The 25,824-nt window shown below is 62.3% G+C and carries 24 protein-coding genes; 18 read left to right on the forward strand and 6 right to left on the reverse strand.

Annotated elements, in window-relative coordinates; genetic code table 11:
* Positions 1-126 precede the first annotated feature (126 nt).
* Positions 127-309, reverse strand: a complete 183-nt coding sequence (locus tag ACODR6_RS06515) for a hypothetical protein (RefSeq protein WP_489021661.1) — start codon at positions 307-309, stop codon at positions 127-129.
* Positions 310-504: 195 nt separating this feature from the next.
* On the opposite strand from ACODR6_RS06515, the gene ACODR6_RS06520 reads away from it, so the two are divergent.
* The 8 genes from ACODR6_RS06520 to ACODR6_RS06555 all read left to right on the forward strand — a co-directional run bounded on the left by ACODR6_RS06520 (position 505) and on the right by ACODR6_RS06555 (position 9,967).
* On the forward strand, positions 505-984 hold the full coding sequence (locus ACODR6_RS06520; protein ID WP_130284112.1) for a carboxymuconolactone decarboxylase family protein: 480 nt from the start codon (positions 505-507) through the stop codon (positions 982-984).
* Between the two features lie 259 nt (positions 985-1,243).
* Positions 1,244-2,377 carry a hypothetical protein gene (locus tag ACODR6_RS06525; RefSeq protein WP_489021663.1) on the forward strand — a complete coding sequence of 378 codons (1,134 nt, stop codon included), beginning with the start codon at positions 1,244-1,246 and terminating at the stop codon, positions 2,375-2,377.
* Between the two features lie 429 nt (positions 2,378-2,806).
* A complete protein-coding gene (locus ACODR6_RS06530; RefSeq protein ID WP_130281755.1) occupies positions 2,807-3,934 on the forward strand; it encodes an ABC transporter substrate-binding protein in 1,128 nt (375 codons plus the stop codon).
* Between the two features lie 74 nt (positions 3,935-4,008).
* The gene (locus tag ACODR6_RS06535; RefSeq protein WP_489021666.1) at positions 4,009-5,754 is read left to right on the forward strand and encodes an ABC transporter permease; all 1,746 of its coding nucleotides are present in this window, start codon (positions 4,009-4,011) and stop codon (positions 5,752-5,754) included.
* Between the two features lies 1 nt (position 5,755).
* Complete coding sequence (locus ACODR6_RS06540) at positions 5,756-6,850, forward strand: ABC transporter ATP-binding protein (protein ID WP_130281753.1); 1,095 nt, start codon at positions 5,756-5,758, stop codon at positions 6,848-6,850.
* Between the two features lie 91 nt (positions 6,851-6,941).
* Complete coding sequence (locus ACODR6_RS06545) at positions 6,942-8,096, forward strand: mandelate racemase/muconate lactonizing enzyme family protein (RefSeq protein WP_203430500.1); 1,155 nt, start codon at positions 6,942-6,944, stop codon at positions 8,094-8,096.
* 138 nt (positions 8,097-8,234) lie between these two features.
* A complete protein-coding gene (locus ACODR6_RS06550; RefSeq protein WP_489021669.1) occupies positions 8,235-9,113 on the forward strand; it encodes an alpha/beta hydrolase in 879 nt (292 codons plus the stop codon).
* Between the two features lie 5 nt (positions 9,114-9,118).
* On the forward strand, positions 9,119-9,967 hold the full coding sequence (locus tag ACODR6_RS06555) for an IclR family transcriptional regulator (protein WP_489022212.1): 849 nt from the start codon (positions 9,119-9,121) through the stop codon (positions 9,965-9,967).
* A 9-nt stretch (positions 9,968-9,976) separates the two neighbouring features.
* Here the strand turns inward: ACODR6_RS06555 and ACODR6_RS06560 are convergent, their stop codons facing one another.
* Together ACODR6_RS06560 and ACODR6_RS06565 are read right to left on the reverse strand one after the other, a co-directional pair.
* Positions 9,977-12,160: a DUF1217 domain-containing protein gene (locus ACODR6_RS06560; RefSeq protein ID WP_489022214.1), complete on the reverse strand. Its 2,184-nt coding sequence runs from the start codon at positions 12,158-12,160 to the stop codon at positions 9,977-9,979.
* Between the two features lie 197 nt (positions 12,161-12,357).
* Complete coding sequence (locus ACODR6_RS06565) at positions 12,358-13,005, reverse strand: TetR/AcrR family transcriptional regulator (RefSeq protein ID WP_489021671.1); 648 nt, start codon at positions 13,003-13,005, stop codon at positions 12,358-12,360.
* Positions 13,006-13,527: 522 nt separating this feature from the next.
* Between ACODR6_RS06565 and ACODR6_RS06570 the strand changes: the two genes are divergently transcribed.
* The 8 genes from ACODR6_RS06570 to ACODR6_RS06605 all read left to right on the forward strand — a co-directional run bounded on the left by ACODR6_RS06570 (position 13,528) and on the right by ACODR6_RS06605 (position 20,759).
* On the forward strand, positions 13,528-14,820 hold the full coding sequence (locus ACODR6_RS06570; RefSeq protein WP_112711286.1) for a flagellar hook protein FlgE: 1,293 nt from the start codon (positions 13,528-13,530) through the stop codon (positions 14,818-14,820).
* A 12-nt stretch (positions 14,821-14,832) separates the two neighbouring features.
* Positions 14,833-16,293 carry a flagellar hook-associated protein FlgK gene (gene flgK, locus ACODR6_RS06575; protein ID WP_489021674.1) on the forward strand — a complete coding sequence of 487 codons (1,461 nt, stop codon included), beginning with the start codon at positions 14,833-14,835 and terminating at the stop codon, positions 16,291-16,293.
* A gap of 5 nt (positions 16,294-16,298) precedes the next feature.
* Positions 16,299-17,345 (forward strand): flagellar hook-associated family protein, encoded by a 1,047-nt coding sequence (locus tag ACODR6_RS06580; RefSeq protein WP_489021676.1) that lies wholly within the window; start codon positions 16,299-16,301, stop codon positions 17,343-17,345.
* Positions 17,346-17,354: 9 nt separating this feature from the next.
* On the forward strand, positions 17,355-17,738 hold the full coding sequence (locus ACODR6_RS06585; protein ID WP_489021678.1) for a hypothetical protein: 384 nt from the start codon (positions 17,355-17,357) through the stop codon (positions 17,736-17,738).
* 234 nt (positions 17,739-17,972) lie between these two features.
* On the forward strand, positions 17,973-18,827 hold the full coding sequence (locus tag ACODR6_RS06590) for a DUF6502 family protein (RefSeq protein WP_489021680.1): 855 nt from the start codon (positions 17,973-17,975) through the stop codon (positions 18,825-18,827).
* Positions 18,824-19,999, forward strand: a complete 1,176-nt coding sequence (locus ACODR6_RS06595; RefSeq protein WP_489021681.1) for a DUF5666 domain-containing protein — start codon at positions 18,824-18,826, stop codon at positions 19,997-19,999. Before ACODR6_RS06590 ends, ACODR6_RS06595 begins: the two co-directional genes overlap by 4 nt.
* 191 nt (positions 20,000-20,190) lie before the next feature.
* Positions 20,191-20,502: an ArsR/SmtB family transcription factor gene (locus ACODR6_RS06600; protein ID WP_489021683.1), complete on the forward strand. Its 312-nt coding sequence runs from the start codon at positions 20,191-20,193 to the stop codon at positions 20,500-20,502.
* An 8-nt stretch (positions 20,503-20,510) separates the two neighbouring features.
* Positions 20,511-20,759: a hypothetical protein gene (locus tag ACODR6_RS06605; protein ID WP_112711280.1), complete on the forward strand. Its 249-nt coding sequence runs from the start codon at positions 20,511-20,513 to the stop codon at positions 20,757-20,759.
* 49 nt (positions 20,760-20,808) lie between these two features.
* Here ACODR6_RS06605 and ACODR6_RS06610 read toward each other — a convergent pair whose 3' ends face one another.
* Entirely contained in the window at positions 20,809-21,726 is a 918-nt protein-coding gene (locus ACODR6_RS06610; RefSeq protein WP_489021686.1) for an aldo/keto reductase, read from the reverse strand.
* Positions 21,727-22,108: 382 nt separating this feature from the next.
* Here ACODR6_RS06610 and ACODR6_RS06615 point away from each other — a divergent pair, with 382 nt between their 5' ends.
* Positions 22,109-22,486 carry an RT0821/Lpp0805 family surface protein gene (locus tag ACODR6_RS06615; RefSeq protein WP_130281731.1) on the forward strand — a complete coding sequence of 126 codons (378 nt, stop codon included), beginning with the start codon at positions 22,109-22,111 and terminating at the stop codon, positions 22,484-22,486.
* 27 nt (positions 22,487-22,513) lie between these two features.
* Here the strand turns inward: ACODR6_RS06615 and ACODR6_RS06620 are convergent, their stop codons facing one another.
* Positions 22,514-23,821, reverse strand: a complete 1,308-nt coding sequence (locus tag ACODR6_RS06620) for an MFS transporter (RefSeq protein ID WP_489022216.1) — start codon at positions 23,819-23,821, stop codon at positions 22,514-22,516.
* A gap of 192 nt (positions 23,822-24,013) precedes the next feature.
* On the opposite strand from ACODR6_RS06620, the gene ACODR6_RS06625 reads away from it, so the two are divergent.
* Positions 24,014-24,913: a LysR family transcriptional regulator gene (locus ACODR6_RS06625; RefSeq protein ID WP_489021688.1), complete on the forward strand. Its 900-nt coding sequence runs from the start codon at positions 24,014-24,016 to the stop codon at positions 24,911-24,913.
* Between the two features lie 8 nt (positions 24,914-24,921).
* On the opposite strand, the gene ACODR6_RS06630 is transcribed toward ACODR6_RS06625, so the two are convergent.
* A complete protein-coding gene (locus tag ACODR6_RS06630; protein WP_489021690.1) occupies positions 24,922-25,770 on the reverse strand; it encodes an alpha/beta fold hydrolase in 849 nt (282 codons plus the stop codon).
* Positions 25,771-25,824: the final 54 nt, after the last annotated feature.

The following is a 25,824-nucleotide window of genomic DNA, read 5'->3' on the forward strand; positions in this document are numbered from 1 at the left end:
AATCTTCCTGTCTGACGTTGCTCGTAGCCGATGCGTTTTTTCAGCATCGCCACGACGATCGAAATGGATTTGCCGGCGGCATAAAATGACGGCCACAACCAGCTCTCATGGCTGAAGCGGCGGTCCTCAAAACCGGCCGCGCAAGCCGAAGAGAATTGCCTGCGCAACCCAAGCGCTAGGCATGGCGGCTTGCTTGAGGCTTGCGATAAACGATGTCCTGAACGGTCTGGCTGCGCCCGAACGGGCTAAAAATATGATAACTATTTCAATGAAATGGATATCGAATTCTGCGGCATTCTGCTGCGGCATACATGGGCTCTCGTTACAACTTCAATACGATTAAGCTGCCGGACGGTGGGGTGCGGTGGATGCCATCAAGTCCTTCGGCCCCTAACAGATGTATAGCTGGTCACGCCTCGCCCGCTCGATCACCATCGATCCGTTCCACGAGGCGGATTTCGCATCCGCCCGGCGATTTCAATCCTCAGAAACGGATGAAAACTCATGACACAGCGACTGAATTTCGCTCAACTCTCCCCCGAGCTCTTCAAGGGCCTGATGACGCTCAGCAACGATGCCAAGAAGGGTGCGATCGAACAGTCCATCCTCGATCTGGTCGACATTCGCGCCTCCCAGATCAACGGCTGCGCCTTCTGCCTCGACATGCATTCGAAGGAAGCGACGATCCACGGCGAGCGCCCGCTGCGCCTCTACCACATCGCCGCCTGGCGAGAATCGACGCTGTTCAGCCCGCGCGAGCGCGCCGCTCTCGCCTGGACCGAAGCCGTCACCAAGCTCCCCGAAGGCGGCGTCCCTGACGAACTCTACGAAAAGGTGCGAGGTCAGCTCTCCGAAAAGGAAATCTCCGACCTGACCTTCCAGATCATGGCCATCAATGCCTGGAACCGCGCCAGCATCGCCTTCAAGGCCGTCCCCGGCTCCGCCGACAAGGCCTTCGGTCTCGACAAGGCCGGATTGGAGTAAGGCGTGATGCGGCGGGCGATGCAGTAGGGGCATCGCCCGCTGAATCTGTGTAGATCATTCATGCCTTTGCCGGGCCCAATCTCTCCAGTTCCACACTGCCCGTAGATGTATTATCCAAGGCGAATATTTTTCTCGCATTCCCGTAATTCTAGAATTTCATTGGCATGCCGTCATTTCGGCTTCGCCGTCCTCAGCGGGGCGTGGCCTTTCAATTTCATTTCAAGTCGGGGGTTTGAAGGTGTTTGCAGGCTTTCCTCTTTTGCTCAGTCGAATGCTGCCGGCGGCCGGTGCTGCCGGTTTGCTGGTCTTTGCGTCGGTTCCGGCGCAGGCGCATGTGAAATGGTTCGCGCCCTATATCGTCGGAGCGCCGCCCGAGCCGGTCATGTCGACGCTTGCCAATACGTGGTTCTGGGTCGGGATCGGCCTCGTGCTGGTGTTTTTCGGGCTGGCGCGGGCGGTCGAGCGCAGTGCCTGTGGAGACCGGGCGCTCGATATGCTCGACTGGGCCGCGGCGCCGCTCTGGCGCAGGCTGGATGATTATATCCGGGCGATCGTCGGGGCGTTTTTCGTGGCGATCTTCGCGGTCGGTGGCGTCTATCTGACGCCCGATCTGAAGACGCCGACGGAATGGGTGTCCTGGCTTCAGCTGGTGATCGCTGGCATGATCTTTTCGCGCCGGACGATGCCGGTCGCCGGTATCGGGATCATCGCCCTCTGGATCCTGGCGTTGCGCGACTACGACCTCTTCCACCTTTTCGACTATCTGGCGCTCGGCCTCGGCGTCGCCGTCTATCTGATCCTGGAGCCATCAAAGCGCGAGAACTGGCGCGCGCATCGCCTTGAAGCGCTTCGCTGGGGGCTGGCGATTGCGCTGATGTGGTCGAGCCTGGAGAAATTCGCCTATCCGAGCTGGTTCTATCCGCTGGTCGTCGAGAAACCGTTCCTGACATTCGGCCTGCCGCGCGATGTCTTCATCCCGATGGCCGGTGTCACGGAATTCACGCTCGGCCTCGGTCTGGTCTGGACGCCGCTGATCCGCCGGCTTTCGGCGATCGCGCTGTTCGTCATTTTCACATCCGCGGTATGGCCCTTCGGCCGCGTCGATCTGATCGGCCACGGACTGATCATGGCGATCCTGCTGGCCGTTGCCGCCGACCGCAGCCGCGAGACGCATTTCCTGCCGGTCTTCAAGCAGACGTTCCGCAGCATTCCAGCCGGCATCCTCGCCGCCTTCGTGCTCTACGGCTCGGCCTATTGGGGCCCGCATGTGGCCTTCTACGGCCCGGAAGGCTATGTCGGCGCGGATATCACCGAGAAGGCGACGCATTCTCACAGCCCCGAATATCAGCACGGTCCGCAAAGCGGCGATATCGGCGCGCCGCCGGACAAGTGATGCGGGCCACTTTGAACGCTCCTCAATCCCTTGCATAGGCGTTCCCTCAGAAGCTCTCCGGCCAGCCCGCCGGGGAGCTTTTTGCGTTCGTTCCGGCGTGAAAGTGCGGTGGTGCGTGCCGCCAATCCGGACTGCGGCGATCGGGCGCAAGGCCTGATGACCCGCTGCACATAAAAATTTCCGTCTTTGCCGCTCACAAAAAAGCCAATGGCATCATTGGCTTCGATCGTTTTAGTGTAATTTGTCATCTAGTGATAAATTATTTTGTTTATTGACAAATTAAAACGCCAGGAGCTTTATCCCGTCAGGCTCTGAGGACTGGAGCATGGGCGCTGCCTTCTGGCGTTCCTGTGCAAGTTCATCAGCCTTTCTCAGGGAGATGGATCCACGGCAGTGGGTCCCGAGGTTCATTCATCGGGAGGTGAGACAGTGCTACTCAGAAATATTCTGTTCGGAATTTCAGTTTCGGCGGCTTCGGTCGCGATCGGCCTGACGGCCGCGCAGGCGCAGACCCTGCCGGACTACTATCCGAGCTCCTACAACCAGATCGTCGAGGCTTCGAAGGCTGAAGGTTCGCTGCTGGTGCAGTCGAATGTCGGGCAGCCGAACTGGAAGCCGATCCTCGAAGCCTTCGCCAAGGAATATCCGTGGATCAAGGTGCAGACGCTGGATCTCAGCGGCACCGAAGTGTTCGAGCGCTATTATGCCGAACAGGCCGCCGGCTCCAGCGAAGCCGATATCATTCTCGCAGCATCGGGCGCCGCCTGGGCCGATTTCATCGCCAAGGGTAATGTCGTGCCCTACGAGTCGCCGGAAGCCTCGAAGGTTCCGGACTGGTCGAAGCCGGTTCCCGGCGTCTACACGATCTCGGTCGATCCCTCGGTCATCGTCTATAACAAGCGTGTCCTGAAGGAATCCGAATATCCGACGTCGATCAGCGATCTGGCCAAGCTGGTCCAGGCCAATCCCGGCAAGTTCACCAAGCGCCTGGCAACGATCGAGCCCTTCGGCTCCTCGGCCAAAGAATCGCAGGAAACGCACTACCTGCACCATGTCGGCCTCGACAAGGCGCTTGCCAACTTCTCGATCCTCGGTCCAGTTGCCGATCTTCAGCGTTCGGGCGGCCCGGTCTTCGAAAAGATCCTGACGGGTGAATATGTCGCCGGCTGGGACCTGTCGGCCGTCCAGCTCGTGCCCTTCCTGCGCGATCCGGCGCGCGCCAGCATCATCGGCTTTGCCCTTCCGAAGGACGGTCTGGTGATGTCGACCCGCTACTACTCGATCGCCAAGACGACGAAGCATCCGAATGCCGCCAAGCTGCTGGTTGACTTCATCATCTCCAAGAAGGGCCAGGAAGCCGTCAGCGCCGGCGGTCTGATCCCCTACCGCTCCGGCATCGACATCCCGGCAGGCGTCTACGACTTCACCTATGACAAGATCGTCAAGGAAGTCGGCGAGCAGAACATCGTCCAGACCTCGCTCGACAAGAACCTCATCACCGCACCGCCGGAATATCTCGAAAAGGTCAACGCCGCTTTCGGGATCAAGAAGAAGTAACTCGGCAAAGCGCCGACTGCATCTCCAATATGGAGGCCGGCTCCGCCCGGCCTCCTGTTTGAAGGAATGAGGAAGTGACCTTAGCCACTGAACACGATGCGGCAGCCGGCCCGGCCATTGGCGGCGGTTCGCGTCTCCTGCGAAGAATACTGAACGAGCGATCGCTGATCATAAAGATCATCTGGGCAGCCCTGCTGTTCGTGCTCTTGGTCTCGCCGATGATCCCGATCATCTACCAGGGCTTCCTGGACAAGGCGCTCTATGAAGAGGGCGCGAACTACACCCTCAAGAATTTCACCGATCTGTTCGGCGATCCCGAATTTGCCGATGCCATGCTGAACACGCTCTACATCGCGGTGCTGGGCACGTTGTTCTCGACCTCGATCGGTTTCCTTGCGGCGCTCTTCCTCGACAGGTTCGCCCTGCCGTTCCAGCGTACGCTCCGGCTCCTCTTCCTGTCGCCGATGTTCCTCTCGTCGCTGATCCTCGCATTCGCTTGGTCGATGATGTACAGCCCGACCGGTTTCATCGCGCTGGCACTGCAGGATGCGACCGGCCTTGGATTGCCGAACCTGAATTCGCTCGGTGGCATCACTCTGCTCGCCGGCGTGTCGGCCGCACCGATCAGCTACATCTATTTCTCCTCGGCGATGATGAACATCCCGAACACGCTGGAGCTCGCCGCCCGCGCCGCTGGCGCAACGCCCCTCCAGGCGATCCGCAGCGTCGTCGTGCCGCTGCTGATGCCGTCGCTGCTCTACTGCCTGATGCTCAACTTCGTCCTGAAGCTCGACCTGCTCGCCGTTCCGCTGGTTCTTGGCGTGCCCGCCCGCATCGAGGTGCTCTCTACCTATCTCTACGACAAGGGCCTGACATCGGCCCGGGTGGATTACGGCCTCGTCAGCGCCGCCGCCATCGTCATGCTGCTTCTGGTGCAGTTCTTCGTCTACGCGCAGAAATTCATCCTCGGCGATACCCGCAAGTACAACACGATCGGCGGCAAGGCCGGGCGCCAGACGCTGATCCCGATGGGCATGTGGGGATGGGTCATTGCCGCGGTGATGTTCGTCTACTGCATGCTGACGGCGATCCTGCCTTGCATGTTCCTGATCCTCAGATCCTTCACCTCGTTCCTGTCGCCCTACATGCCGATCAGCGAGGTGCTGACGCTCGACAATTTCCGGCTGGTCTTCGGCTATCAGGACTATATCAACAGCATCTACAACACGCTGATCATCGCCATCGGCGGCGGCGCTCTTGCCGTGCTGATCACCTTCATCAGCACCATCGTCGCCTACCGCTCGCCGAACCTGCTGCGCTCGTTCACCGAGCAGACGGCCTTCATTCCGAAGGCGATCCCCGGTCTCGTCGTCGGTATCGGCATCTTCTACGCCACTGTGATCATTCCCGGCAGCGGCTTCCTGCGCGGCAGCCTGCTGATCCTGGTGATCGCCTATGTGATCCGCTATTTCCCGACGGGCTTCGCATCGGTCTCGCCGGCCTTCCAGCAGATCTCCACCGATCTCGAAAAAGCCGTCCGTGTCTCCGGCGGTTCGGAATGGCGCTCCTATGTCGCCGTCACCTTCCCGCTGCTGCGGCCGGCGCTGTTTTCCTGCTTCCTGCTCTACTTCGTGCAGTTCTTCAAGGAATACGCCGCGGCATCCTTCCTGTTCGGACCGAACACCGCCGTCATCGGCACGACGATGCTGCAGCTCAACGTGATGGGCAATTACGGGCCGGTCGCCGCGCTTTCGGCAATTACGCTGGCGCTGACGCTGCCGATCGCGATCCTCATCCACTACAAGAAAAGAGAGGCCTGACATGAGCGTGGCTGTAAAACTGCAAGGCATTCGAAAAAGCTACGGCGCGCTCGAAATCCTCAAAGGGCTCGACCTCGACATTGCCGACGGCTCGTTCACCTCTCTGCTCGGCCCGAGCGGCTGCGGCAAGACGACCCTGCTCAACATGATCGGCGGTCTCGACCAGCCGACAAGCGGCGATATCCGCATCTACTCCGATGAGGTGTTCTCCAGGTCGAAGCTGATCAACGTGCCGATCGAGAAGCGCAATATCGGCTTCGTCTTCCAGAACTACGCGCTCTGGCCGCATATGACGGTGCTGCAGAATGTGGGTTTCTCGCTGAAGCTCAGGGGCATCGCCAAGGCCGAGCGCGAGAAGCGCTCGCGTGAAATGCTCGAACGCCTCGAGCTGGCGCATCTGGCCGACCGCTATCCGTACCAGCTGTCGGGTGGGCAGCAGCAGCGCGTGGCGATCGCCCGCGCGCTGGTCTATCAGCCCCGCCTTCTGCTGCTCGACGAGCCGCTGTCGAACCTCGATGCGCAGCTGCGCGAGCGGGCGCGGTCCTGGCTCAAGGATATCCACCAGTCCTTCAAGCTGACGACCATCCTCGTCACCCATGACCAGGTCGAGGCACTGTCGCTCAGCGATCAGGTCGTGCTGCTCAACAATGGCGGCATCGAGCAGAAGGGCAGCGCCACCGAGATCTACAGCCGGCCGGCAACGGTCTATGTCGCCGATTTCGTCGGCGGTTCCAACATCATCGGCGGCAAGCTCTCGGGCCTTTCCGGCCGGGACGAGGCCGCGGTCGCGACCGTTACCACGCCCGACGGGACGGCGATCACCGCGCGTTCCCACGCGGAGCTGACGGTCGGCATGCAGGCGAGCATCGCCGTGCGGCCGCAGAAGGTCATCCTCTCGACGAGCAAGGATGCCGGTGCGCGGGCAGGTTCGGTGATCGGCTTTGCGCCGCGCACGGTTCTCTATCACGGCGGCCAGTACGAGGTGATCGGCGACACGCCTTTCGGGCACCTGCGCGTGCTCTCGGAACATGAGCCTGCAGCGGACACGGCCTACGCCCTGCTTCCGACCGAAGACTGCCTCTGCGTCCCGGCCTGAAGGCCGGACGCCGCTTACAATTTCCCGACCGGCTTCGCAGTTCACCCGGCTGCCCAAGCCAGTCCAGCATGCAATTCAGATGGAGCAAATAATGAGCAATTCTGCCGTTACGGAAACGCAAAAAGCCAATGACCTGATCCAGTCCGCGCGTGGCGAGATCAAGATCACCAACGCGACTGTCGCCTGCTATTCCTGGCCGCGCGTCCAGCCGATCACCAACGGCCTGCATACCTATGTGAACGTCAATATCGCGATCACCAAGATCGAAACCGATATCGGCGTCACCGGCTACGGCATCGGCCGCGACAATGTCGGCGAGAACGCCATGCGCAAGCAGTTCCTCGCCAAGATGATCGGCAAGGACCCGACGATGACCGAGGCGGTCTGGAAGGAATTCTGGATCCCGAAGCTCTACGGTCGCCGCGGCCAGGAAACCAAGGCGCTGTCGTCGATCGACATGGCGCTCTGGGACATCAAGGGCAAGCTTGCCGGCCTGCCGATCTGGCGTCTGCTCGGTGGTTACCGTAACCGTATCCCGACCTATGTGGCCGGCGGCTACTACAGCAAGGGCAAGGGCACGCGCGACCTGCAGGCGGAGATGGAGGGCCACGTCAAGAACAACGCCCGCGCCGTCAAGATGAAGATCGGTGCCGTCGAGATCGCCGAGGATGTCGAGCGCATCAAGGCCGTTCGCGAAGTGCTCGGTCCCGATATCAAGCTGATGATTGATGCCAACTGCGCCTATTCCTATTCGGACGCGATCCGCATCGCCAAGCGCGTCGAGGAATATGACATCTACTGGTTCGAGGAAGCCGTTCAGCCTGATGACTACGAAGGCTTCATCAAGCTTTCGCGCGCCACCTCCATTCCGCTCGCGACCGGCGAAAACGAATATACCAAGCATGGCTTCCGCGACCTGATCGCCACGCAGGCGATCGCCTTCCTGCAGCCGGATGCCCGCTACATGGGCGGCGTTACCGAGTTCATGAAGGTCGCCGGCATGGCGCAGGCCCACGGCCTCAACATCTGCCCGCATGGCGACCAGCAGGCGCATATCCAGCTGCTCGGCGCCATCCCGAACGGCCATATGCTCGAATTCGGTGCCAAGGAACTGAACCCGATGGCGGGCCAGGTCTACAAGTACACGCCGGATCTGAACGAAGACGGCACCGTGACCATTCCTGACGTACCCGGCATGGCGAGCGATCCGAACGAGGCCGCGCTCGAAAAGTACCGGGTCGCCTGACGCAATTGTGGCGGGGCGCCCGAGGCCTATGCGGTCTTCGCCGGGCGTCCCGCTATAATCTCTTGATTCGGAACGGCTTGCCGGATCCGGACAAAAAGACTTTCGATTGGGACAGCCTGCCAGATAAGGGAACTTTGGTTGAAAAACGAAACAACGGAAAAGATCGTTTACGTGAAGACGGAGGACGGCCTCACGCTTGAGGGCCTGATGCTGCAGCCTTTGGGGCAGCCGACGCCCGCCGAAACGGTCATCTGGTTTCACGGCCTGCACCAGAAGTTCTCGGAAGCCGAATATGTCAATATCGGCAGGCAGCTCGCTGCCCGCGGCTTCCGTTTCATCACGGCGAACCTCCGCAGCCACGATTTTGGCACCTGGTTCCGCACCGACAAGGGCGCCTATCTCGGCGGCAGTGCCTGGGAGCTGTTCAGCGAATCCCCGCTCGACATCGCCGCATGGATCGACTTCGCGACGAAGGATCCGGGCCGCGTCGTGCTCGCCGGGCATGGTCTTGGCGGAGCGAAGGTCGTTTACTATCAGGCCGAGCGCCGCGATCCGCGGCTGGCGGGCTTGATCATCGCCTCGTCTGGTTCGCTGTTTCGCGAAAAGATGCGCCAGGACCTGCATCCCGTGGCAGCGAAGATGATCGCGGAAGGGCGGGAAAAGGAACTGCTGCCCTGGGGTACGCGCGGCGACCGCCAGGTCGCGACGATCAGTGCCGAATCTTACATGGATCTGGACCGTATCCACGAGTCGCTCTACGGCTATCAGAGCGTTCCGCCGGCGCTGGCGCGCATCACATGCCCGATCCTTGCCTGGTACGGCTCGAAGGAAAAGCTCGCCAACAAGGACATCGACGACTTCCTGGCCCGCGTGCGCCGCACGGCCACGGCATCGTCCCTGGTGAAGACGAGGAAGATTGCAGGGGTTGAATTTTTCTACACCGGAAGTGAAAAGGTAATAGCCGGCGAAATAGAACGCTGGTGCGAACAGTTACGGACACTCCAGGCGGCCGTTTGATTGATATGAAGGAAGCTTCCAACCGTCCCGGACGCAAGCCCACCCGTGAGGTCCTGCCGGTCACCCGCACGCTGGACCGCGGGCTTTCCGTGCTGCAGATTCTGGCCAAGGCGCCCGGCCTCAGCCTCTCGGAACTGTCGCGCGAGCTTGATCTTTCGCCGAGCACAGTGTCGCGCCTGCTGGCGACGCTTTCGGAGCGCGGCTTCGTCGCGCAGGAAAACGGCACCTTCAAGATCGGCCTTGGCGCCTTCGAGGTCGGGCTCGCCTTCTCCAAGCACATGCGTATCGATCAGGTCGCAGGCCCGATCGTCCAGAGACTGGTCCACGAGATCGGCGATACCGTCAGCCTCTGCATTCTGGAAGGCAAGGAGGTCATCTATGTCGACCAATATGAGGGACGCGGCACCGCGAGAACGGTGATGCGGATCGGTTCCCGCCAGCCGCTCTATTGCACGGCGGCCGGCAAGGTGATGCTCGCATGGCTCTGGGAAGAGCGGGTCCGCGATCTCCTCGGCGATGGCGCGCTTGTCCGCTACACGGAACATACGCTGACAACGACCGACCAGGTACTGCACGAGCTCGAAAACGTACGCAAGCGCGGCTACGCGACCGACCTGCAGGAGCTCGAAAATGGCGTCTGCTGCGTCGCCGCTCCCATTCGCGGGCGCTCGGGAGAGGTCATCGGCGCGATTTCCGCCTCGGCGATCGAACTGCGCATGACGCCCGATCGCATCGCCTTTCTCGGACCGGAGCTTGCCCAGGTCGCGAACGACATTTCCCACCGGCTCGGCTGGCGCTCCCCCGATCAGGGCAATCGCGGCCACTCGGAATTCAACGATATCTTCAGCGACTGAAGCCTTCGGCTATCCCGTCTTCAGCTGCGCCATTGCGAGCAGCGTATCGGCGCTGATCGACGCCGAACCGGTCAATATGGACAGTGCGGGTGACGAGGCGTTCGTCCCATTGGCGACGTCGTACATGGCGGTAAAGCGCTTGATCAGGTCCTGGACCTTGTCGGGGTCGGAGAGGTCCTTCAGGTCGATGAAATTCTCGACCATCTCAGCCTGTTTATCGACATCCATGTTGGACACGTAGCTCGAGAGATTGAAGCTCGTCGTGAAGAATTCGAAGAGGGCGCTGTCGCCGAGGATGTCGTAGGCGCTGGAAATATCGGGCGCCTTGCGCTCGAAATAGAGGGCAAGCCGGACGCCGGTATTGCTGTCGCCCTGATCGGATTCCAGCGTCTGCTGCAGATAGAAATCGACGGTCTCAAGGACGTCTCCGCGTTGCTGGACGGTTCCCGTCGGGTCGTCCGACAGATTGCCGTCGCTGTCGAAATTGAAGGCGCCGACGAGTTCGGCGTAGCGGTAATCGTCGAGGCCGTTGATGTAGCTGTTTTCGTCGTCGAGGTCCGACGCAAACATCTTCTTGAGCTCGTCGTCGCTGACCTCGTCGGGGTCAAGCCCCTTGGCCTTCAGCGCGAAGGAGACGAGGCGGTCGTCGGCAAGGAATTCGCTCGATGTCTTGATCGTCGCCATCTGCTCGCGAAAATAGCTGATCTCCGTGTCGGCGGCATCGGAGGCATCCGTCTGTTCGGTTCCGGTGAGATAGCGGATGGCGTCCTGTTTGTAATAGGCGGCGAAGTCGTCGATCACGGAAGACGACATCGCCTGCAGGGGAACCGTGACGTCACCCTCGCTGTCGAAATTGAAGGCATCGCGGAATGCCTCGAAACGATCGTCGTGCAGGCGGTTCACATAGCTCTTGTCGTCGGTCGGATCGCTTTCCAGGATCTTCCGCAACTCGGCCTTGGAGACGGTCGAGGGATCGATGCCGAAGGCGGTCAGCGCGATGGCCGAGAGTTCGGGAAGCCCGTCATTGTCCTCGTCGTCATCGCTGGCATTGGTCTTCAGGAAGTCGTCGATCGACGTGACGCTGGCGATGCGGGTCTTGTAATTCTCGATCGCATCGTCGCTGCTGGCAGCGGCGATCACGGATTGATAGCCGGTCGTGAAGGCCGAGGTCGTCGAAGCGGTCTGGTCGGCGGTCTGGGCGCTGACGCCATCGGCGAGATTGCCGCTCTCATCGAAATTGAAGGCGTCGTGCAGCGCGGAGAGACCGATCGCGGTCGCAACCGAGGCGCTCTTCAGCGACGCGGAGATGAAGTTGTCGTTGTCGGAATCGGCAAGGCCATAGGCGGTGCGCAGGTAGCTCACCAGCTTGTCGTCGCTCATCAGCTGGCTGACCGAGGTGATACTGCCGATGACCGAGGCGAAATAGGTGGAATAGGCGTCGCCCGTCTCCGAGGAAGCGAAGGTCGAGCTGCCGACAGCGTAGGCGCTGGAGACCAGAGCGGTTTGGCTCTCGGATTGTGCCTCGCCATCGACCGAGCCGTCGCTGTTGAAGTTGAAGGCCTTCGCCAGGTTGAGATAGACGTCGTCGCCGAGCTGGTTGACGAAGCTGTCGGGGTCATCAGGGTCGCTGGTCAGCACGTTCCTGAGAAAACTGGTGGAGGTATATTCGGTGCTGAGGCCGAAGGCCTTGAGCGTGAAGTTGGTGAGCCTGGTATTCGAGAGGAGGTCGTCGACCGAGGTGATCGAGCCGATCTTCTCCTGGAAGTAATCGGTCTCCTCGCTGATCGCATCGGTCTCGGCGCCGAAGGAGGCCTCGTAGGCGTCGAGCAGCGTATCCCGCTGGGTGCTGGATTGGGCGGTGGCGGTCTCGCCGGAGAATTTGAAGGCGGCGGCGAATTCGGCATATCGGCTATCGCTCAGGCTGTTGGCGAAGCTCGAGGAATCGCTGAGATCGCTCTCCAGGACCTTCTTCATGAAGGCCTTGGCATAGGTCATGTCCTCCAGACCGTAAGCCTTCATCGCATAGGAATAGAGCTTGTAGTCGTCCATGAACTCATCGACCGTGGTGACCTTGGTGATGTGCTCCTTGTAGTAGTCGGTATCGCGCGCCACCGCGCCCTGCGAGGCGACGTTTCTGAGGCTGGTGGTCAGGTTGCCGGCGATGGCGAGATAGCTGACATAGGTGGAGACCATGGACTGCTCCTTGGCGCAGGCGCGCGGATCGGCGTTCGCGGCCAGCGGAGGGCGGCCACGTCGGGGTGCTTTGGATGTGTGGAGATCGGCGCCCGTCATGGCGCGGACAATGCGAGTCATCCCGCGCCGGTTCTTAATTAAAGAACTATATGGTTCTGTATTTTATGTCAACGCCATGGCGCTGATATGCCTGGATGCTACCTGGCGTCGACGCCGGCGCAGAAGACGGCGATGCAGCGGCGCAGATGCGCCAGACGCTCCTCGCGGCCCTGCCATGCCTGGGCGCGGCCTTCCGGCGGGCCCATGCCGCCGAAGATCATGTCCATCAGCATGCGTGCGCCGCTCGCGCTATCCTCGAGACGGATGCGCCCTTCGGCGCGGCGCTCGTCCAGCCATGCCGAGAGCTCGCGGCGGGAGGCGAGAACGCCTTCGCGGTGCAGGATCTCGATCAGTTCGGGGAATTGCGGCGCTTCGCGAAAGACGAGCTGCAGCAGACCGGCGCGGTCGGCGTCGGTCTCCTCGTCGATATCGATCATGAAGATCTGCTCGAGCGACTGGGCGATGCTTATCGCTTCTGCCTCGCGCGGCAGGTCTAGCATCATGCGGCGGTGCGCACCGACGACGGCGGCAAAGAGCTCTTCCTTACTTTCGAACAGCTTGTAGAGCGTCTGCTTGGAAACGCCGGCTTCGGTGGCGACGACTGCCGTGGTGCTGGCGGCGTAGCCGTTCCTGACGAAGATGCGGCGGGCGTTCTCGACGATATTGGCGCGCTTGTCGTCGTCGCTCGAAACCTTGGGCCTGCCGCGCTTGCGCGGTGCCTCGTCCTCATTCCCGCCGGCCGTCATCAATGCACGCAAGTCCCATTGGCGAAGCGCCGGGCGAGGCCGGCAAAACTGAAGATCGGCGCCCGGCGCAGAAAATTCAGTTGCCCTCTGACCGAATCAGAATTAGAGAACTGATTAGTTCTGTAATGCGTTGTTCGACTAACTTGCCCCCTGAGGAGCGCATATGACAGCCGTTCGCAGCACCAAACCGATGTGACGCTTTCCCGCGCCGTCTGCCGTTCGAAGCAGAAAGCGCCGTTGTGTCCAATAAACCGTCTCCCGGCGAAAATGCAACCGCCGCGGAGAGCGAGACCCCATATCTCGATTTCGAGACCCTTGAATGCGCTGCCGTCCCGCAAGGGCGGTCTCCAAACGCGCGGATGATCCGCTGCGACCTTCGCCATCAGGCGGCATTCCAACACGATCAGCCTCTTTGCGGTTGCCGGTGCCCGGCCGCCCGTGAGCCTTCGTGCGCGCTTTTCAGGCGCTGAATGCCGTCTTGTCCGGGGCATGTCCAGAAAATCCAAGAACAGGGATCAGATCATGAGCATCTTCGGCAGCATGAAAACCGCAGTTTCCGGCATGAACGCACAGGCAAACCGCCTGAGCACGGTGTCCGACAATATCGCCAATGCCAATACCGTCGGCTACAAGTCGGTATCAACCTCCTTCTCCTCGCTGGTCCTGCCGTCCTCGTCGGGCAATTACAATTCCGGCGGCGTGCAGACCTCGGTGCGCCAGGCGATCTCGCAGCAGGGCGATATTTCCTACACGACCTCAGCCTATGATCTGGCCATTTCAGGCGACGGCTTCTTCATCGTCGAGAGCCCCGACGGCACGCCGGTTCTGACGCGTGCCGGCGACTTCTCGGTCGACAGCAGCGGGAATCTGGTCAACAGCGCCGGTTTCACGCTGATGGGATACTCCTACGATTCCGGTGCGCCGGCCGTCGTCGTCAACGGTTTCGATGGTCTCGTTCCGGTCAATGTCTCGCAGTCGGGCCTCAGTGCCATCGCCTCGACCAGCGCCTCTTTCAGCGGCAACCTGAATTCCGCTGCCGAAGTGGTCAGCGATACGACAACGTTGCCGAGCGCCAATTCCGCCTCGGTGACCGATGACACAAAGAAGATGTCGCTGGTCGCCTATGACAGCCTCGGCGCCACGGTCCAGTACGACTATTACTTCACCAAGACGGGCGTGACGACTGACGCCAACGGCGCCGTCACCGGCAGTACCTGGGAAGTCGCCGTCTATCGCAACGGCGATGCCGCAACCGGGAGCACGACGTCCTTCCCTTATTCGTCGGATGCCGTCAGCACCGCGACGCTGAGCTTCGATGCGGATGGCAAGCTCACTTCGGCAACCGATACCGACATCGTCGATCCCACCACCGGCAAGACGATCACCATGGACTATTCCGGCTTCACCCAGCTGTCGTCGGATTTCTCGGCGACCGGCTCCGCCGATGGTCAGGCGGCAAGCGCCGTCAGCTCGGTCTCGATCAGCACTGCCGGCGTCGTCTCGGTGTCCTATGCCAACGGCACCAGCAAGGCGCTCTACCAGATCCCGCTCGCGACCGTTGCCAGCCCCGACAACCTGACGCTCCTCAGCGGCAACGTCTATTCGGCGAACGGCATGTCCGGCGTCACCGTCACCGGTTTCCCGCAGTCGAACGGACTGGGCTCGATCCAGTCCGGCGCGCTTGAGAGCTCGAATGTCGATCTCGCCGGTGAGCTGACCGAGATGATCGAGGCGCAGCGCAGCTACACCGCCAATTCCAAGGTCTTCCAGACGGGCTCCGACATCATGGACGTCCTGGTCAACCTTAAGCGCTAAGGGAGCTGGCCGATGACCCTTTCCTCCGCGCTGAACAGCGTCCAGAGCATCTTCAACACCACGGCGAAGCAGAGCAGCATCGTCTCGACCAACATCGCCAATGTCGGCAATTCCGACTATGTGCGCCGCCAGGCATCGGTCACCACTTCGCTTGCCGGAGCCCAGGTCGTCACCATCAGCCGGGCGCAGGAAGATGCGCTGCTGACGCAATATCTGCAGTCGAACTCGAAGGACAGCGCCCAGCAGACGCTGCTCAGCGGTCTGGAAAGCCTGAAGTCGCTGGTCGGCGGCAACGACTACGAGACGTCGCCGAGCACCTATCTCAGCGCCTTCCAGCAGGCGATGCAGACCTTTGCCACGTCGCCGAGCAGCTCCATCACGGCACAGTCGGCCGTGACGGCGGCGCAGGATCTGGCGAACTCGCTGAACACGGCAAGCGACGGCGTGCAGTCCGTCCGCGCCGATGCGGATGCCGAGATCGCCTCACAGGTCGATACGCTGAACAGCCTGCTGTCGCAGTTCGAGACCGCCAACAATGCGGTCAAGGCCGCGACCGCCACCGGGACCGATACGTCTTCGGCGCTCGATGAGCGCGAGAAGCTGCTGAAGCAGATCTCCTCGATCGTCGGCGTCACCTCGGTGACCCGCAGCAACAACGACATGGCGCTCTATACGTCCGACGGCACGGTGCTGTTCGAGACGATCCCGCGCAGCGTCATCTTCTCGCCGACCTCTACCTATGTGGCGGGAACCGAGGGGAATGCCGTCTATATCGACGGCGTGGCGCTGACGGCGGGCGAGGGGTCGACCACCGATGCCAATGGCAGCCTGCAGGCTCTGCTACAGCTCCGCGACGAGGTGGCGCCGACCTTCCAGGCGCAGCTCGACGAGATCGCCAAATCGCTGGTGCAGATCTTTTCGGAAAGCGACGGCACATCGAGTGCGCCGGGTCTCTTCACCTGGACGACGTCATCGGGCGCAGCAGGCGGCACACCGTCGGCAAGCGACGATACGACCGGGATCGCCGCGACGATTTCGATCAACACCGCCGTCATCACCAGCCAGGGCGGCGATGCGATGAAGCTGCGCGACGGCAATATCAGCGGCATCACCGACCTCAATAGCTCCGACGACGCAGGCTTCACCGACAATCTCGACAGCCTATACCAGGCGCTATCGGCGAAGCGGGACTTCTCCTCCGACGCCGGGCTCTCCACCAGCCAGAGCCTGATGGACTATGCCAGCGCCTCGATCGGCTGGCTGGAAGAATATCGCAGCGGCGCGACGACCGCTTCGGAGAATACCACGGCGGCGCTATCGCGCTCCGACGAGGCCTATTCGAACGAGACGGGCGTCAATCTGGACGAGGAGCTGACGCTGCTCCTCGACATCGAACAATCCTACAAGGCGGCGACCAAGATCCTGAACGTCATCGACGAGATGCTTCAGTCGCTGCTCGACATTGCGAGCTGATCACCATGAAAGCATCCTTCGTCTCTTCATCCGCCATGCAAAGCACGCTCAGGCTGACGATCAGCCAGTCGCAGACCAAACTGCTGCAGGCCTCGACGGAAGCGGCAACTGGCGTCTACAGCGATATCGGCGTGTCGCTCGGGTCGGGCGCTGCCAAGTCCGTCAACCTGACCAATGCTATCAGCCTCACCGATGCGCTGACGGCGAGCAACTCGATCGTCGGGCTGCGCATGGACGCGTCACAGACGGCGCTCTCCAGCCTCAAGGATGCCGGCGATACGCTGGTCTCGAACCTGACGGCGCTGCAGGCCGGGCAAGATTCCACCAGCGTCGCGGTCGCCCTGCAGGCGGCCAACGATACGCTGTCGCAGCTGATCTCGACGGCCAATACCTCCGTCAACGGCGAGTTCGTCTTCGCCGGGACGAATATCGACGAAACGCCGCTGACCGACCAGTCGGCAACGGTGACGGCGGCGATCACTTCAGCGCTCAGTGACTATGCCACGAGCCTCGGCAAGCCGGTCAACGAGCTCTCCGGCGACGAGATCACCAGCTTCATCACCGGCACGATCGAGCCGATGTTCTCCGAAAGCGCCTGGACCGATCCGGCGAATGGCTGGTCGACGGCGTCGAGCAACAGCATGACGAGCCGCATCAGCGAGAACGAGACGATCTCGTCTTCGACCAGCGCCAACTCGGAGGGAATGCGCTACCTGGCGCTCGCCTCAGTCGTCATTTCCTCGCTGTTTGGCCAGGATCTCGGCGCCGACGCCAAGAGTGCAGTGGCCTCCAAGGCGATCAGCTACGCCTCGCAGGCGACCAGCGGGATCGTCACGCAACAGAGCCAGCTCGGCCTGTCGCAGGAGCGGCTGGAGAAGGCGAACGACGCGCTCGATGTGCGCTCGACGCTCTATCAGGGCAACCTCGTCGATCTGCAGGGCGTCGATGTCTATGAGGCCTCGACCCTCGTCAATCAGCTGCAGACGCAGCTGGAGACCGCCTATACGCTGGTCTCCAAGCTGCAGCAGCTGAGCCTCGTCAACTATCTCTGAGAGGCGCTGATGAGCCTGCCGAAACCCCGAACCTCGATCCTGGACGCGGCACGCTCGATGACGTCGCGCCAGGCCTATATGACCGAACTCTCCTTCCAGCTCGCCTCCAATATCGTCGATACCATCCCCGTCATCGGTACCAAGCGCGACGCAAAGCAGGAGCGGGCCTGGCCGCGTTCCGGCATCTTCACCGACGATGGCGTCGAGATGGCGGAGACGCCGCAGGAGATCTTCGACCTCTGCGAATTGCTGGCCGAGAACATCCAGCTCGGCCAGACCTTCGATGTCTTCCAGGTTTTCCACAAGATCGCGCGGCTCGACCGGCTGATCGACTGGAGCGGCGAGGGGCTGCAGGGCGGCGGCGGCAGCACCGAAAATAGCACCGTTCACTGATGGCGGCGCGCCTGTTATGTCCTTGTTTCAGCAAGAGATGATATCCGGCGCGTCGGCTGAAGGCCGGCCGGAGGGGTGTCTTAGCGGTGCGTCCCTCCGGCCGGTTATGGCCTTATTGGCAGCCTTTCCGGCCAGGGCCGGGGCGTTGCGGCAGCGCATGGTTTCGCTTACGGCATATCGATGGCCGTCAGCCCGTTACAGTGGTCGGCGGCCTTGCTAGACCGGGTATATCCGATGCCGACGCCGCGCGCGAAACGTCCGTTCTCCGAGGAGAACCTGCAGGCCATGCTGATCCGCGTGCTCCGGCCGCTGGTCAAGCTCGCGCTGTCGTCCGGGCTCGGCTTTCCGGCTTTTTCGGCGGTGCTGAGAAGGCTTTACATCGAAGTGGCGGAGAATGACTTTGCGCTTGCCAACAAGCAGCAGACGGATAGCCGCATCTCGCTTCTGACCGGCATCCACCGCAAGGATGTCAGCCGCCTGCGCGGTGAGCAGCTCTCCGAGGCGGCGCTGCCGCCGGCCGTCTCGCAGACCGGCCGTGTCATTGCCCGCTGGCTCGCCGACCCGACCTATTGCGACGAAAACGGCAAGCCGCTGCCGCTGCCGCGTACCGCGCCCGACGATGCCCCATCCTTCGAACGGCTCGTCACCGAGGTGACGCGTGACGTCCACCCGCGCGCCGTGCTCGACGAATGGCTCGACCGCGGCACCGCACTAATCGACGCCGAGGGCCGGGTGACGCTCGATGTCGCCTCCGTGGTGCCGAGCGCTGCCGACGATGCCCGCCGCCACTATTTCACCCGCAACCTGCATGACCACGCGCTTGCGGCCGTCACCAACGTCCTGAGCGACAGCCCGCCGCATCTGGAGCGCGCTGTTCACTACGACCGGATTTCGCCGGAGCTTGCCGCGCGACTCGACGGTATGGCGCGGGAAGAGACGATGGCGATGCTCCTGAAACTCAACAAGATCGCTCACCAGCTGGTACAGCAGGATCCGGGTGGCGACGGCCGCTGGATCACCGGCGTCTACGTGATGAACGAGACCGTCGCGCCTGATGCCTCCACCGGAGCCGGGGAGGGCAAGCCATGACGCCTCCCATGCTTTCCAGACGTCAGCTCCTGCTCGGCAGCGTCGCGCTGCAGCTCTTCGGTGCCCTGCCTGCCGACGCCCGTGGCAAGAGCGGCGGCAGCAATAGCGGTAACGGCGACCATGGGATCGGCGGCTCCGGACTTTCCGTTCATGGCGGTGAGAACGAGGACCACGGCATCGGCGGCACGGGCATCGTCGGCACGATCCAGGGCTTCGGCTCGATCATCGTCAACGACGTCCACATCCCCTTTACCCGCAGGACGCCCGTCACGATCGACGGCAAGCGGGTTTCGACACGGGAGATGCAGATCGGCCATGTCGTGCGCGTCCTCCTCGACGGACGCCGGGCACGGCGGATCAGCATCACCAGCGAGGTACAGGGCCGCATCGACCGGATCGGCTCCAGGAGCCTATCGATCCTGCATCAGCGGGTTGCGACCGACGGGCTCGACACGGGTTCGCTGAAGGTCGGCGATGTCGTTGCGGTCTTCGGCATCCGCAAGCCTGACGGCAAGATCGTCGCGCGGCGGATCGAGCCGCGCCCGGCGGGCTCCGGACAGCATGTACGCGGTGTCGCCGAGCCGAGAGGCGCCGGCGTTGCGATCGGCGGTCTTTCACTCGGGCCGCGCTACTTCGGGATTGTTGGCCGTGCGGCCCTGGTGCGCTTCCAGACTATAGCCGGCTTGACGGCTGTCTCGACGGTCGCCGTCGAGCCTCTTGTCCCCGGGCTGAAACGCGGCATCGTCAATGTCGAGACCTATGGCCGGCAGGGCAGCAGTTCGCTCGTGCTCGGGATCGGCCGTTTCCCGCCGCGAGGGCCGATGCGCTTCGGTCCCGGTGGTCATGCCTTTGCCGATATCGCCGTGCGCGATGGCGGGCGGCTGATGGATCCCCGCAACGGCATGCGGACGGATTTCGGTCCCTCCGGAGGTCCGGGTCCGAATGGTCAACCCGGTGGTCCGCCGCCTGACGGGCGTCCCTTCGACGGTTCGCAGTTCAATGGTCCTGGTTTCGGACCTGGACCCGGTAGCGGCCCACCGCCTGGTGGTCCGCCTCCGGGTGGCCCCCCGCCGGGTGGTGTCGGTCATCCCCCGGGCGGTTTTGGCGGACCCGGTGGCTTCGGCGGGCCGGGCGGTCCGCCGTCAGGCCCCCCTGGACCAGCGCCTGATTGAGACGCTTGCGGAAGCGTCTGCTAATTGACATATGGGAAAAATTCCCATTTATTAGAGATGCGATTCTGAAATGCTTGCTTTGCCGCGGCAGCAGTCGCCGGCCGTCCACCTGCGCAACCCCAAGCTGGTAGACGGCCGCCCCGTTTTTTCATGCGTTTGTTTCAATCAACCGTTGACGGATGCGATTGCCGATGGCCGATCGAGAAATGATCCAGGCGTATGCCATGCGTTTGCTGGCAATGGGTAACCCCAAGCGACTGGAAATCCTGGCGATCCTCAACGAAGAAGAGATGAGTGTCTGCGATCTGGCGGAACAGCTCGGCATGGGCCAGTCGTCGCTGTCGCAGCATCTGGACCGGTTGCGGCAGGCCGATCTCGTCACCACACGCCGCGAAGGACAGCTGATCTTCTACCGCTCGGCCCGTCCCTGCCTTCTGGAATTGCTCAAGAATTTGTCCCGGCAGTTTTCCGCCCCGCGCACAGCGCCGGCCGTTCGACGATAGGATCCATCATGCTGAGATTAGACGAGCAGCTTTACGGACAATATGACGAGATCCCGCCAGCGGTGGTCACCACCTGGGAGAACCGCGAGGCGATCCTGCAGATGATGCGGGACGCGGCGGGTCTCAGCCAGCGGCTGCAGCGGCTCTGGGAGCGCAGCGGCTCCGTCGGCCGCCTCTCACAGGATCATACCGACGAGATGGCGTTGCTGCTCGCCCGGCTCGGCGATCTCGGCAGCGCCCTGCAGCGGCTGGATTGATTGCAGCGATGCCCCGCAAAGGGCATCGCTGACACGGGATCACCCGATCTTACGGCACCTTGTTGCCGGCAGCGCGGAACAGGCGGTACCATTCTTCGCGGGTCAGATCGACATCCGAACCTGCAACGCTTTCGCGAACGCGCGCGGCCTTGGTGGTGCCGAGCACGACCTGGATATTGGCCGGATGACGGGTGATCCAGGCGACCGCGATGCCGGTCGGCGTCACGCCGTATTTGGCGGCCAGCTCGTCGAGCACGTCGTTGAGCTCGGCAAAGTCCTTGCGATCGCCGATAAAGACGCCCTTCTGGAAGGGCGACCATGCCTGCAGCATCATGCCGTTGAGGCGGGAATAATCGAGAAGGCCGACATCGCGCGAGATCGACTGGTCGAGACCGACCATGTTGGCGGCGACGCCCTGGGCGATCAGATTGGCATGGGTGATGCTGAGCTGGACCTGGTTGAACAGCAGCGGCTGCGTGACCGCAGTCTTCAGGAGCTCGATCTGGCCCGGCGTGTGGTTGGAAACGCCGAAATGCTTCACCTTGCCGGCCTTGTGCAGCGTCTCGAAGGCATCGGCCACTTCTTCCGGCTCGACCAGCGTATCCGGGCGGTGGAGCAGCAGCACGTCGAGATAATCGGTCTTCAGCGCGGCAAGCGAGCCGTCGACCGACTGCAGGATATGTTCGCGCGAAAAGTCGAACCAGCCGCGGCGGATGCCGACCTTGCTCTGGATGCTGATCCGCGAACGATCGGCCGCCGACAGTTTCACGGCCTCGCCGAAGCGCTTCTCGCAGCGGTGGCGCTCGCCGCCGTAGATATCGGCATGGTCGATGACGGTGACACCAGCCTCGACCGCGGCATCGAACAGCCCGCGAATCTCCGCATCGGTCATCTCGGCGATGCGCATCAGGCCGAGGATGACGCTGGAAACGCTGAGCGACGTGTTCTTGACAGTATAGGTTTTCATGAAATCTGGACCTCGTTGAGCATAGAGGGAACGACCGCAATTTATCGCGGCCAAAAACGAAAACTCTCCTCCGTCAGGACTGCCTCCCACAAGCGTCCTGACAAACGGCCGCTCCTGAAGCGCGCCCGCGACGTAGATAGCACCTCTGGCGGCGCGATCGAATCTTTTTATCGGGATGCCGAAGGGGAGGTTGCTGCGATCGCCAACGCCGATCGGGGAATTCGGCGCCACTACAAGCACTTGAAGAACTGCTCCCGCCATATTGACCTGCGGTAGCAGCAGACATTAAGACCATACTAACCATGGCGGCATGGGATCGACGAAGTGGCCCGCTTCTGAACACATTGCTGTGTCAGAGGCACTTTTGAAACTGGATGACTCCATGACAGAAAAGCCGATTGCGCCGCTCCTTGCCTGCCTGATGCTCCTGCTGCCGCTGGCAGCGTGTTCGCATACCGAGCCGCTGGAAACAGTGGCGGTCACGTCTTCCGTGCCGAAGCCGGCTCCGATGACGGATCAGTCGGTTATCGCCGATGCTGTCGGCAATGCGCCAGTCGGTGCGAGTACCCTGGCCTGGGCCAATCCTTCGACGGGCAGTGCCGGTGTTATCGAAAAGATCGACGCTGCAGGCGATGGTCCGGACGGATGCCGGCGGTTCGTGACGAGCAGCCAAAGCCTGGAAGGCACGACGCGATTCGACGGTGTTGCCTGCCCCGCCGATGGTTCCTGGAAGGTAACTGGGGCGCCGGGATTGCACTGATCCCCGACGCCGCCGCTCCGGCGCTGTTTACGCTTTCCCCGCCACTTCATACCGTCCACGGCTGAGGCTCACCAGACTTGCCACGGCAGCGCAGGCGCTGGCCGTGAGGATTGCCGTTTCGAGCGCAATCGATATCGGCAGCAGCGTGAAGATGATCGACATCGAAATCCCGCCCAAAGTCTGACCGAGAAGCCGTGCCGTGCCCTGCATGGCGCCAGCCGCGCCGCTCCGGGCCTTCGGTGCCGACAACAGCAGGATCCGGTTGTTCGGGGTCTGAAACAATCCGAAGCCGAAGCCGGAAATCACAGTGCCCGTGAGGAACGCGATGGCATGCGGGTCCGATGGCGCAAAGCCGATGATCAGAAGACCGAGCGCCAGAAGAGCGCCGCCGGTGGCGCAGAGCCAGGCCGTCTTGACTCGGTTGGCGAGGCGGCCGGAAATCGGCGCAATGATGGCGGTCGCGATCGGCCAGGGCATCATGTAGAGGCCGGCGAGAACCGGGGACATCCGATAGCTGTGCTGCAGGTAGAAGGGCAGGGCGATGTAGCTCAGCATCTGACCGCTAAAACAGCAGACCGAGGCGATGACGGCAACGCGAAAGGCCGGTTCCGCCAGAAGATCGGTCGGGATGATCGGCGTGCGGCTTCCGCGTTCGAGACGCAGCAGGGCGGCAAGGCAGGCGAGTGCGGCGGCGATCAGGGCAATGCCGGTAACCGGCGCGGTGGCGATCCGTTCGGTGCCGCAGAAGAACAGGATGAACATCAGTGTGTTCAGGAGCAGCGCCCTGGTGTTCAGCGGGCGATCGGCGCGCTCCATCTTCCCAAGCAGCCGCCCACCGATCAGCACGATGGCGCCGAGCGGCAGGTTGACGGCAAAGAGCCACGGCCATTGGGTCACAGAGAGGATCGCACCGGCAATGCCGGGGCCGGCAGCCGCCGAGATGGCGATAACCATGGCGTTGACGCCGATGATCGGCCCAAGCGCTCGCTCGGGCACGACGGCGCGCAGGTTCATCATCGCAAGCGCCATGATCGCGCCGCCGCCGAGGCCCTGCGCGAAGCGGGCAACGACCAGAACGGGCAGATTGCCGGCAAGGGCGCAGGCCGCCGAGGCTGCGGTAAACAGCGCGACACCGGCAAGGAAGACCCGTCGGGCGCCGTAGATTTCTCCGAGCGCCTCGCAGGGCAGAATGGCGACAAGCACGGCCAGCTGATAGGCCGAAACGACCCAGACGGTGCTGCCGGCATCGGCCTTCATCGACAGCGCGATCGACGGCAGGGCGACATTAGCGATTGCGCCGTCGAGGACGACGAGAACGATGGTCGACAGGATCAGCGCGACGGCAATCCGGCTGCGCGCCGACTTCAGGCCGGGCTCATCGGCGACGGGCATTGTTGAAGCGAGGGACATCAGGACACTCCCTTTGGTTTCCATGCCCGATAGCTACGCTCTGCGGACGAGTTGCGCCAGACGCAACGAAGTAAAAGTACCGTTGCATCAAACGCCATTCATCAATATCGTCCAGCCATGACGGAAGTCGATCTCAATCTGCTGGTCGCCCTGGATGCCCTGCTGCAGGAGCAGAGCGTCTCGGCCGCCGCACGCCGGATGAACCTCAGCACCTCCGCAATGAGCAGAACGCTGTCGCGCCTGCGAACCGCGCTGCGCGATCCGATCCTGGTGCCCGCCGGTCGCGGCATGGTCGCCACCCCGCATGCTCTCGCCATCGCCGCAGACGTCCACGCGCTGAAAGAGGCTGTAGTCAGAGTGTTGAGCCCGGCGGCAACGCTTGATATCCGCGAGATCAGCCGCGACTTCACCATCCGCGCCAACGAGGCCTTCGTGCTTCTCTACGCCGCGACCTTGAGCGCTGCCGTCGCCGGTGCTGCGCCGGGCATCCGCCTTCGCTTCGCGCCGCGATCGGACAAGGACGTGCACCCCCTGCGAGAGGCGGCCGTCGATCTCGATATAGGGGTCTTGCCCGCCGACGCCGGCGAGCTGCGCTGCCAGACGCTGTTTGAGGACCGCTATGTCGGTGTTGCCAGACACGGCCACCCCATTCTTGACGCGGGCAAGCTGACTGTCGGCGCCTATGCCGCCTGCGGCCATGTCGTCTTCTCCCCCCAGGCCGATTTTGCCAGTCCTGTCGACAGGGCCTTGGCAGAGCTTGGCGCCCACCGCGAGGTCAAGCTGATCGTCCCGAGCTTTCCGGCGGTGATCGCGGTCGCCTCGACATCGGATCTGATCGGTTCGATCCCAAAGTCCTACCTGAGATCGGCAGCTGCCGACCAGATCGCGACCTTCGACCTGCCTTTTGCCATGCCGGGTTTCGATATCGTGCAGGCGTGGCATCCGCGGATGGATGCCGATCCCGTCCATCGCTGGCTGCGGGCGCTGATCTTCGAGACATTTCGCTCGATAGGCTGATCGCCCGGTCAGGGCGTCGATGCGTTCGTCGCGCTCGCGCCGTCTCCATCCACGAAGTCTTCGACCGCTTTGATATACTGGTCGGGGTCCTGGTAGATCGCCAAATGGCTGACATCCTTGAGGATGACGAGCTTGGCGCCCGGGATGGCCGAGGCGATGTAGCGGGAATGTTCCGGCAGGATGAACTCGTCATGATCGCCGACGACGATCTCGGTTGGCACGGTGATCTTGCCGAGGTCGGCGGCGGTGTAATTGGGCTCGGTGGCCCAGAGCTTTTGGATCGCCGCCTTGAAATTCGAGAAGTCGTCCGGCGTCGGCGACAGGCGCTTGTATTCCGTTTCGTCGCGCGCGCCGGCGGCGGTCAGCGCCGTCATGTCGGGGTCGTCGTTCAGGCCGTCGGGCGTGACATTGGCCGCGTGGGCGAAGAGTTTCGCCAGGTGGTCCGGATGGTTCATGGCGATGTCGAGGCCGATGATCGCGCCGTCGCTCCATCCCACCAGCGAGACCTTCGGCTCCTTCAGCTTGGCGAGCAGGGCCACATAGTCTTCGGCCATCATATGATAGGTATAGGGCGCATCGGTGCGCGTCGAACGCCCGTGGCCTCTGCTGTCGGCGACGATGACTTCATGATGCTCAGAAAGCCGCGGCACTTCGAAGCCCCAGACATCCCCGGTTCCCATGCCGCCGTGCACCAGGAGGATCGGATTGCCCCGGCCCTTGCCGTAGATCGCATAATACATGCGAATGCCGTTCACATCCGTCAGGCCGCTCTCGTCGGCGACGGGCATCGGCGGAGGAGGGGTGAAGACCTGCCACTTTTCGGCAGCATGTGTCCCCTGGACCGATGCAAGATGCATCAAAACGGCTGCTAATTTTGACAATGCGTGTCGAAGCATGACAGGTATCCGCAA

It is taken from the genome of Rhizobium sp. FG96 (assembly GCF_057808655.1).

Excerpts from the sequence above, each read along its gene's own strand:
- ACODR6_RS06515 (WP_489021661.1), bottom strand. The coding sequence starts at position 309 with ATGCCGCAGCAGAATGCCGCAGAATTCGATATCCATTTCATTGAAATA.
- ACODR6_RS06520 (WP_130284112.1), top strand. The coding sequence starts at position 505 with ATGACACAGCGACTGAATTTCGCTCAACTCTCCCCCGAGCTCTTCAAG.
- ACODR6_RS06540 (WP_130281753.1), top strand. The coding sequence starts at position 5,756 with ATGAGCGTGGCTGTAAAACTGCAAGGCATTCGAAAAAGCTACGGCGCG.
- ACODR6_RS06545 (WP_203430500.1), top strand. The coding sequence starts at position 6,942 with ATGAGCAATTCTGCCGTTACGGAAACGCAAAAAGCCAATGACCTGATC.
- ACODR6_RS06555 (WP_489022212.1), top strand. The coding sequence starts at position 9,119 with ATGAAGGAAGCTTCCAACCGTCCCGGACGCAAGCCCACCCGTGAGGTC.
- ACODR6_RS06560 (WP_489022214.1), bottom strand. The coding sequence starts at position 12,160 with ATGGTCTCCACCTATGTCAGCTATCTCGCCATCGCCGGCAACCTGACC.
- ACODR6_RS06565 (WP_489021671.1), bottom strand. The coding sequence starts at position 13,005 with ATGACGGCCGGCGGGAATGAGGACGAGGCACCGCGCAAGCGCGGCAGG.
- ACODR6_RS06570 (WP_112711286.1), top strand. The coding sequence starts at position 13,528 with ATGAGCATCTTCGGCAGCATGAAAACCGCAGTTTCCGGCATGAACGCA.
- flgK (WP_489021674.1), top strand. The coding sequence starts at position 14,833 with ATGACCCTTTCCTCCGCGCTGAACAGCGTCCAGAGCATCTTCAACACC.
- ACODR6_RS06580 (WP_489021676.1), top strand. The coding sequence starts at position 16,299 with ATGAAAGCATCCTTCGTCTCTTCATCCGCCATGCAAAGCACGCTCAGG.
- ACODR6_RS06585 (WP_489021678.1), top strand. The coding sequence starts at position 17,355 with ATGAGCCTGCCGAAACCCCGAACCTCGATCCTGGACGCGGCACGCTCG.
- ACODR6_RS06590 (WP_489021680.1), top strand. The coding sequence starts at position 17,973 with ATGCCGACGCCGCGCGCGAAACGTCCGTTCTCCGAGGAGAACCTGCAG.
- ACODR6_RS06595 (WP_489021681.1), top strand. The coding sequence starts at position 18,824 with ATGACGCCTCCCATGCTTTCCAGACGTCAGCTCCTGCTCGGCAGCGTC.
- ACODR6_RS06600 (WP_489021683.1), top strand. The coding sequence starts at position 20,191 with ATGGCCGATCGAGAAATGATCCAGGCGTATGCCATGCGTTTGCTGGCA.
- ACODR6_RS06605 (WP_112711280.1), top strand. The coding sequence starts at position 20,511 with ATGCTGAGATTAGACGAGCAGCTTTACGGACAATATGACGAGATCCCG.
- ACODR6_RS06610 (WP_489021686.1), bottom strand. The coding sequence starts at position 21,726 with ATGAAAACCTATACTGTCAAGAACACGTCGCTCAGCGTTTCCAGCGTC.
- ACODR6_RS06615 (WP_130281731.1), top strand. The coding sequence starts at position 22,109 with ATGACAGAAAAGCCGATTGCGCCGCTCCTTGCCTGCCTGATGCTCCTG.
- ACODR6_RS06625 (WP_489021688.1), top strand. The coding sequence starts at position 24,014 with ATGACGGAAGTCGATCTCAATCTGCTGGTCGCCCTGGATGCCCTGCTG.
- ACODR6_RS06630 (WP_489021690.1), bottom strand. The coding sequence starts at position 25,770 with ATGCATCTTGCATCGGTCCAGGGGACACATGCTGCCGAAAAGTGGCAG.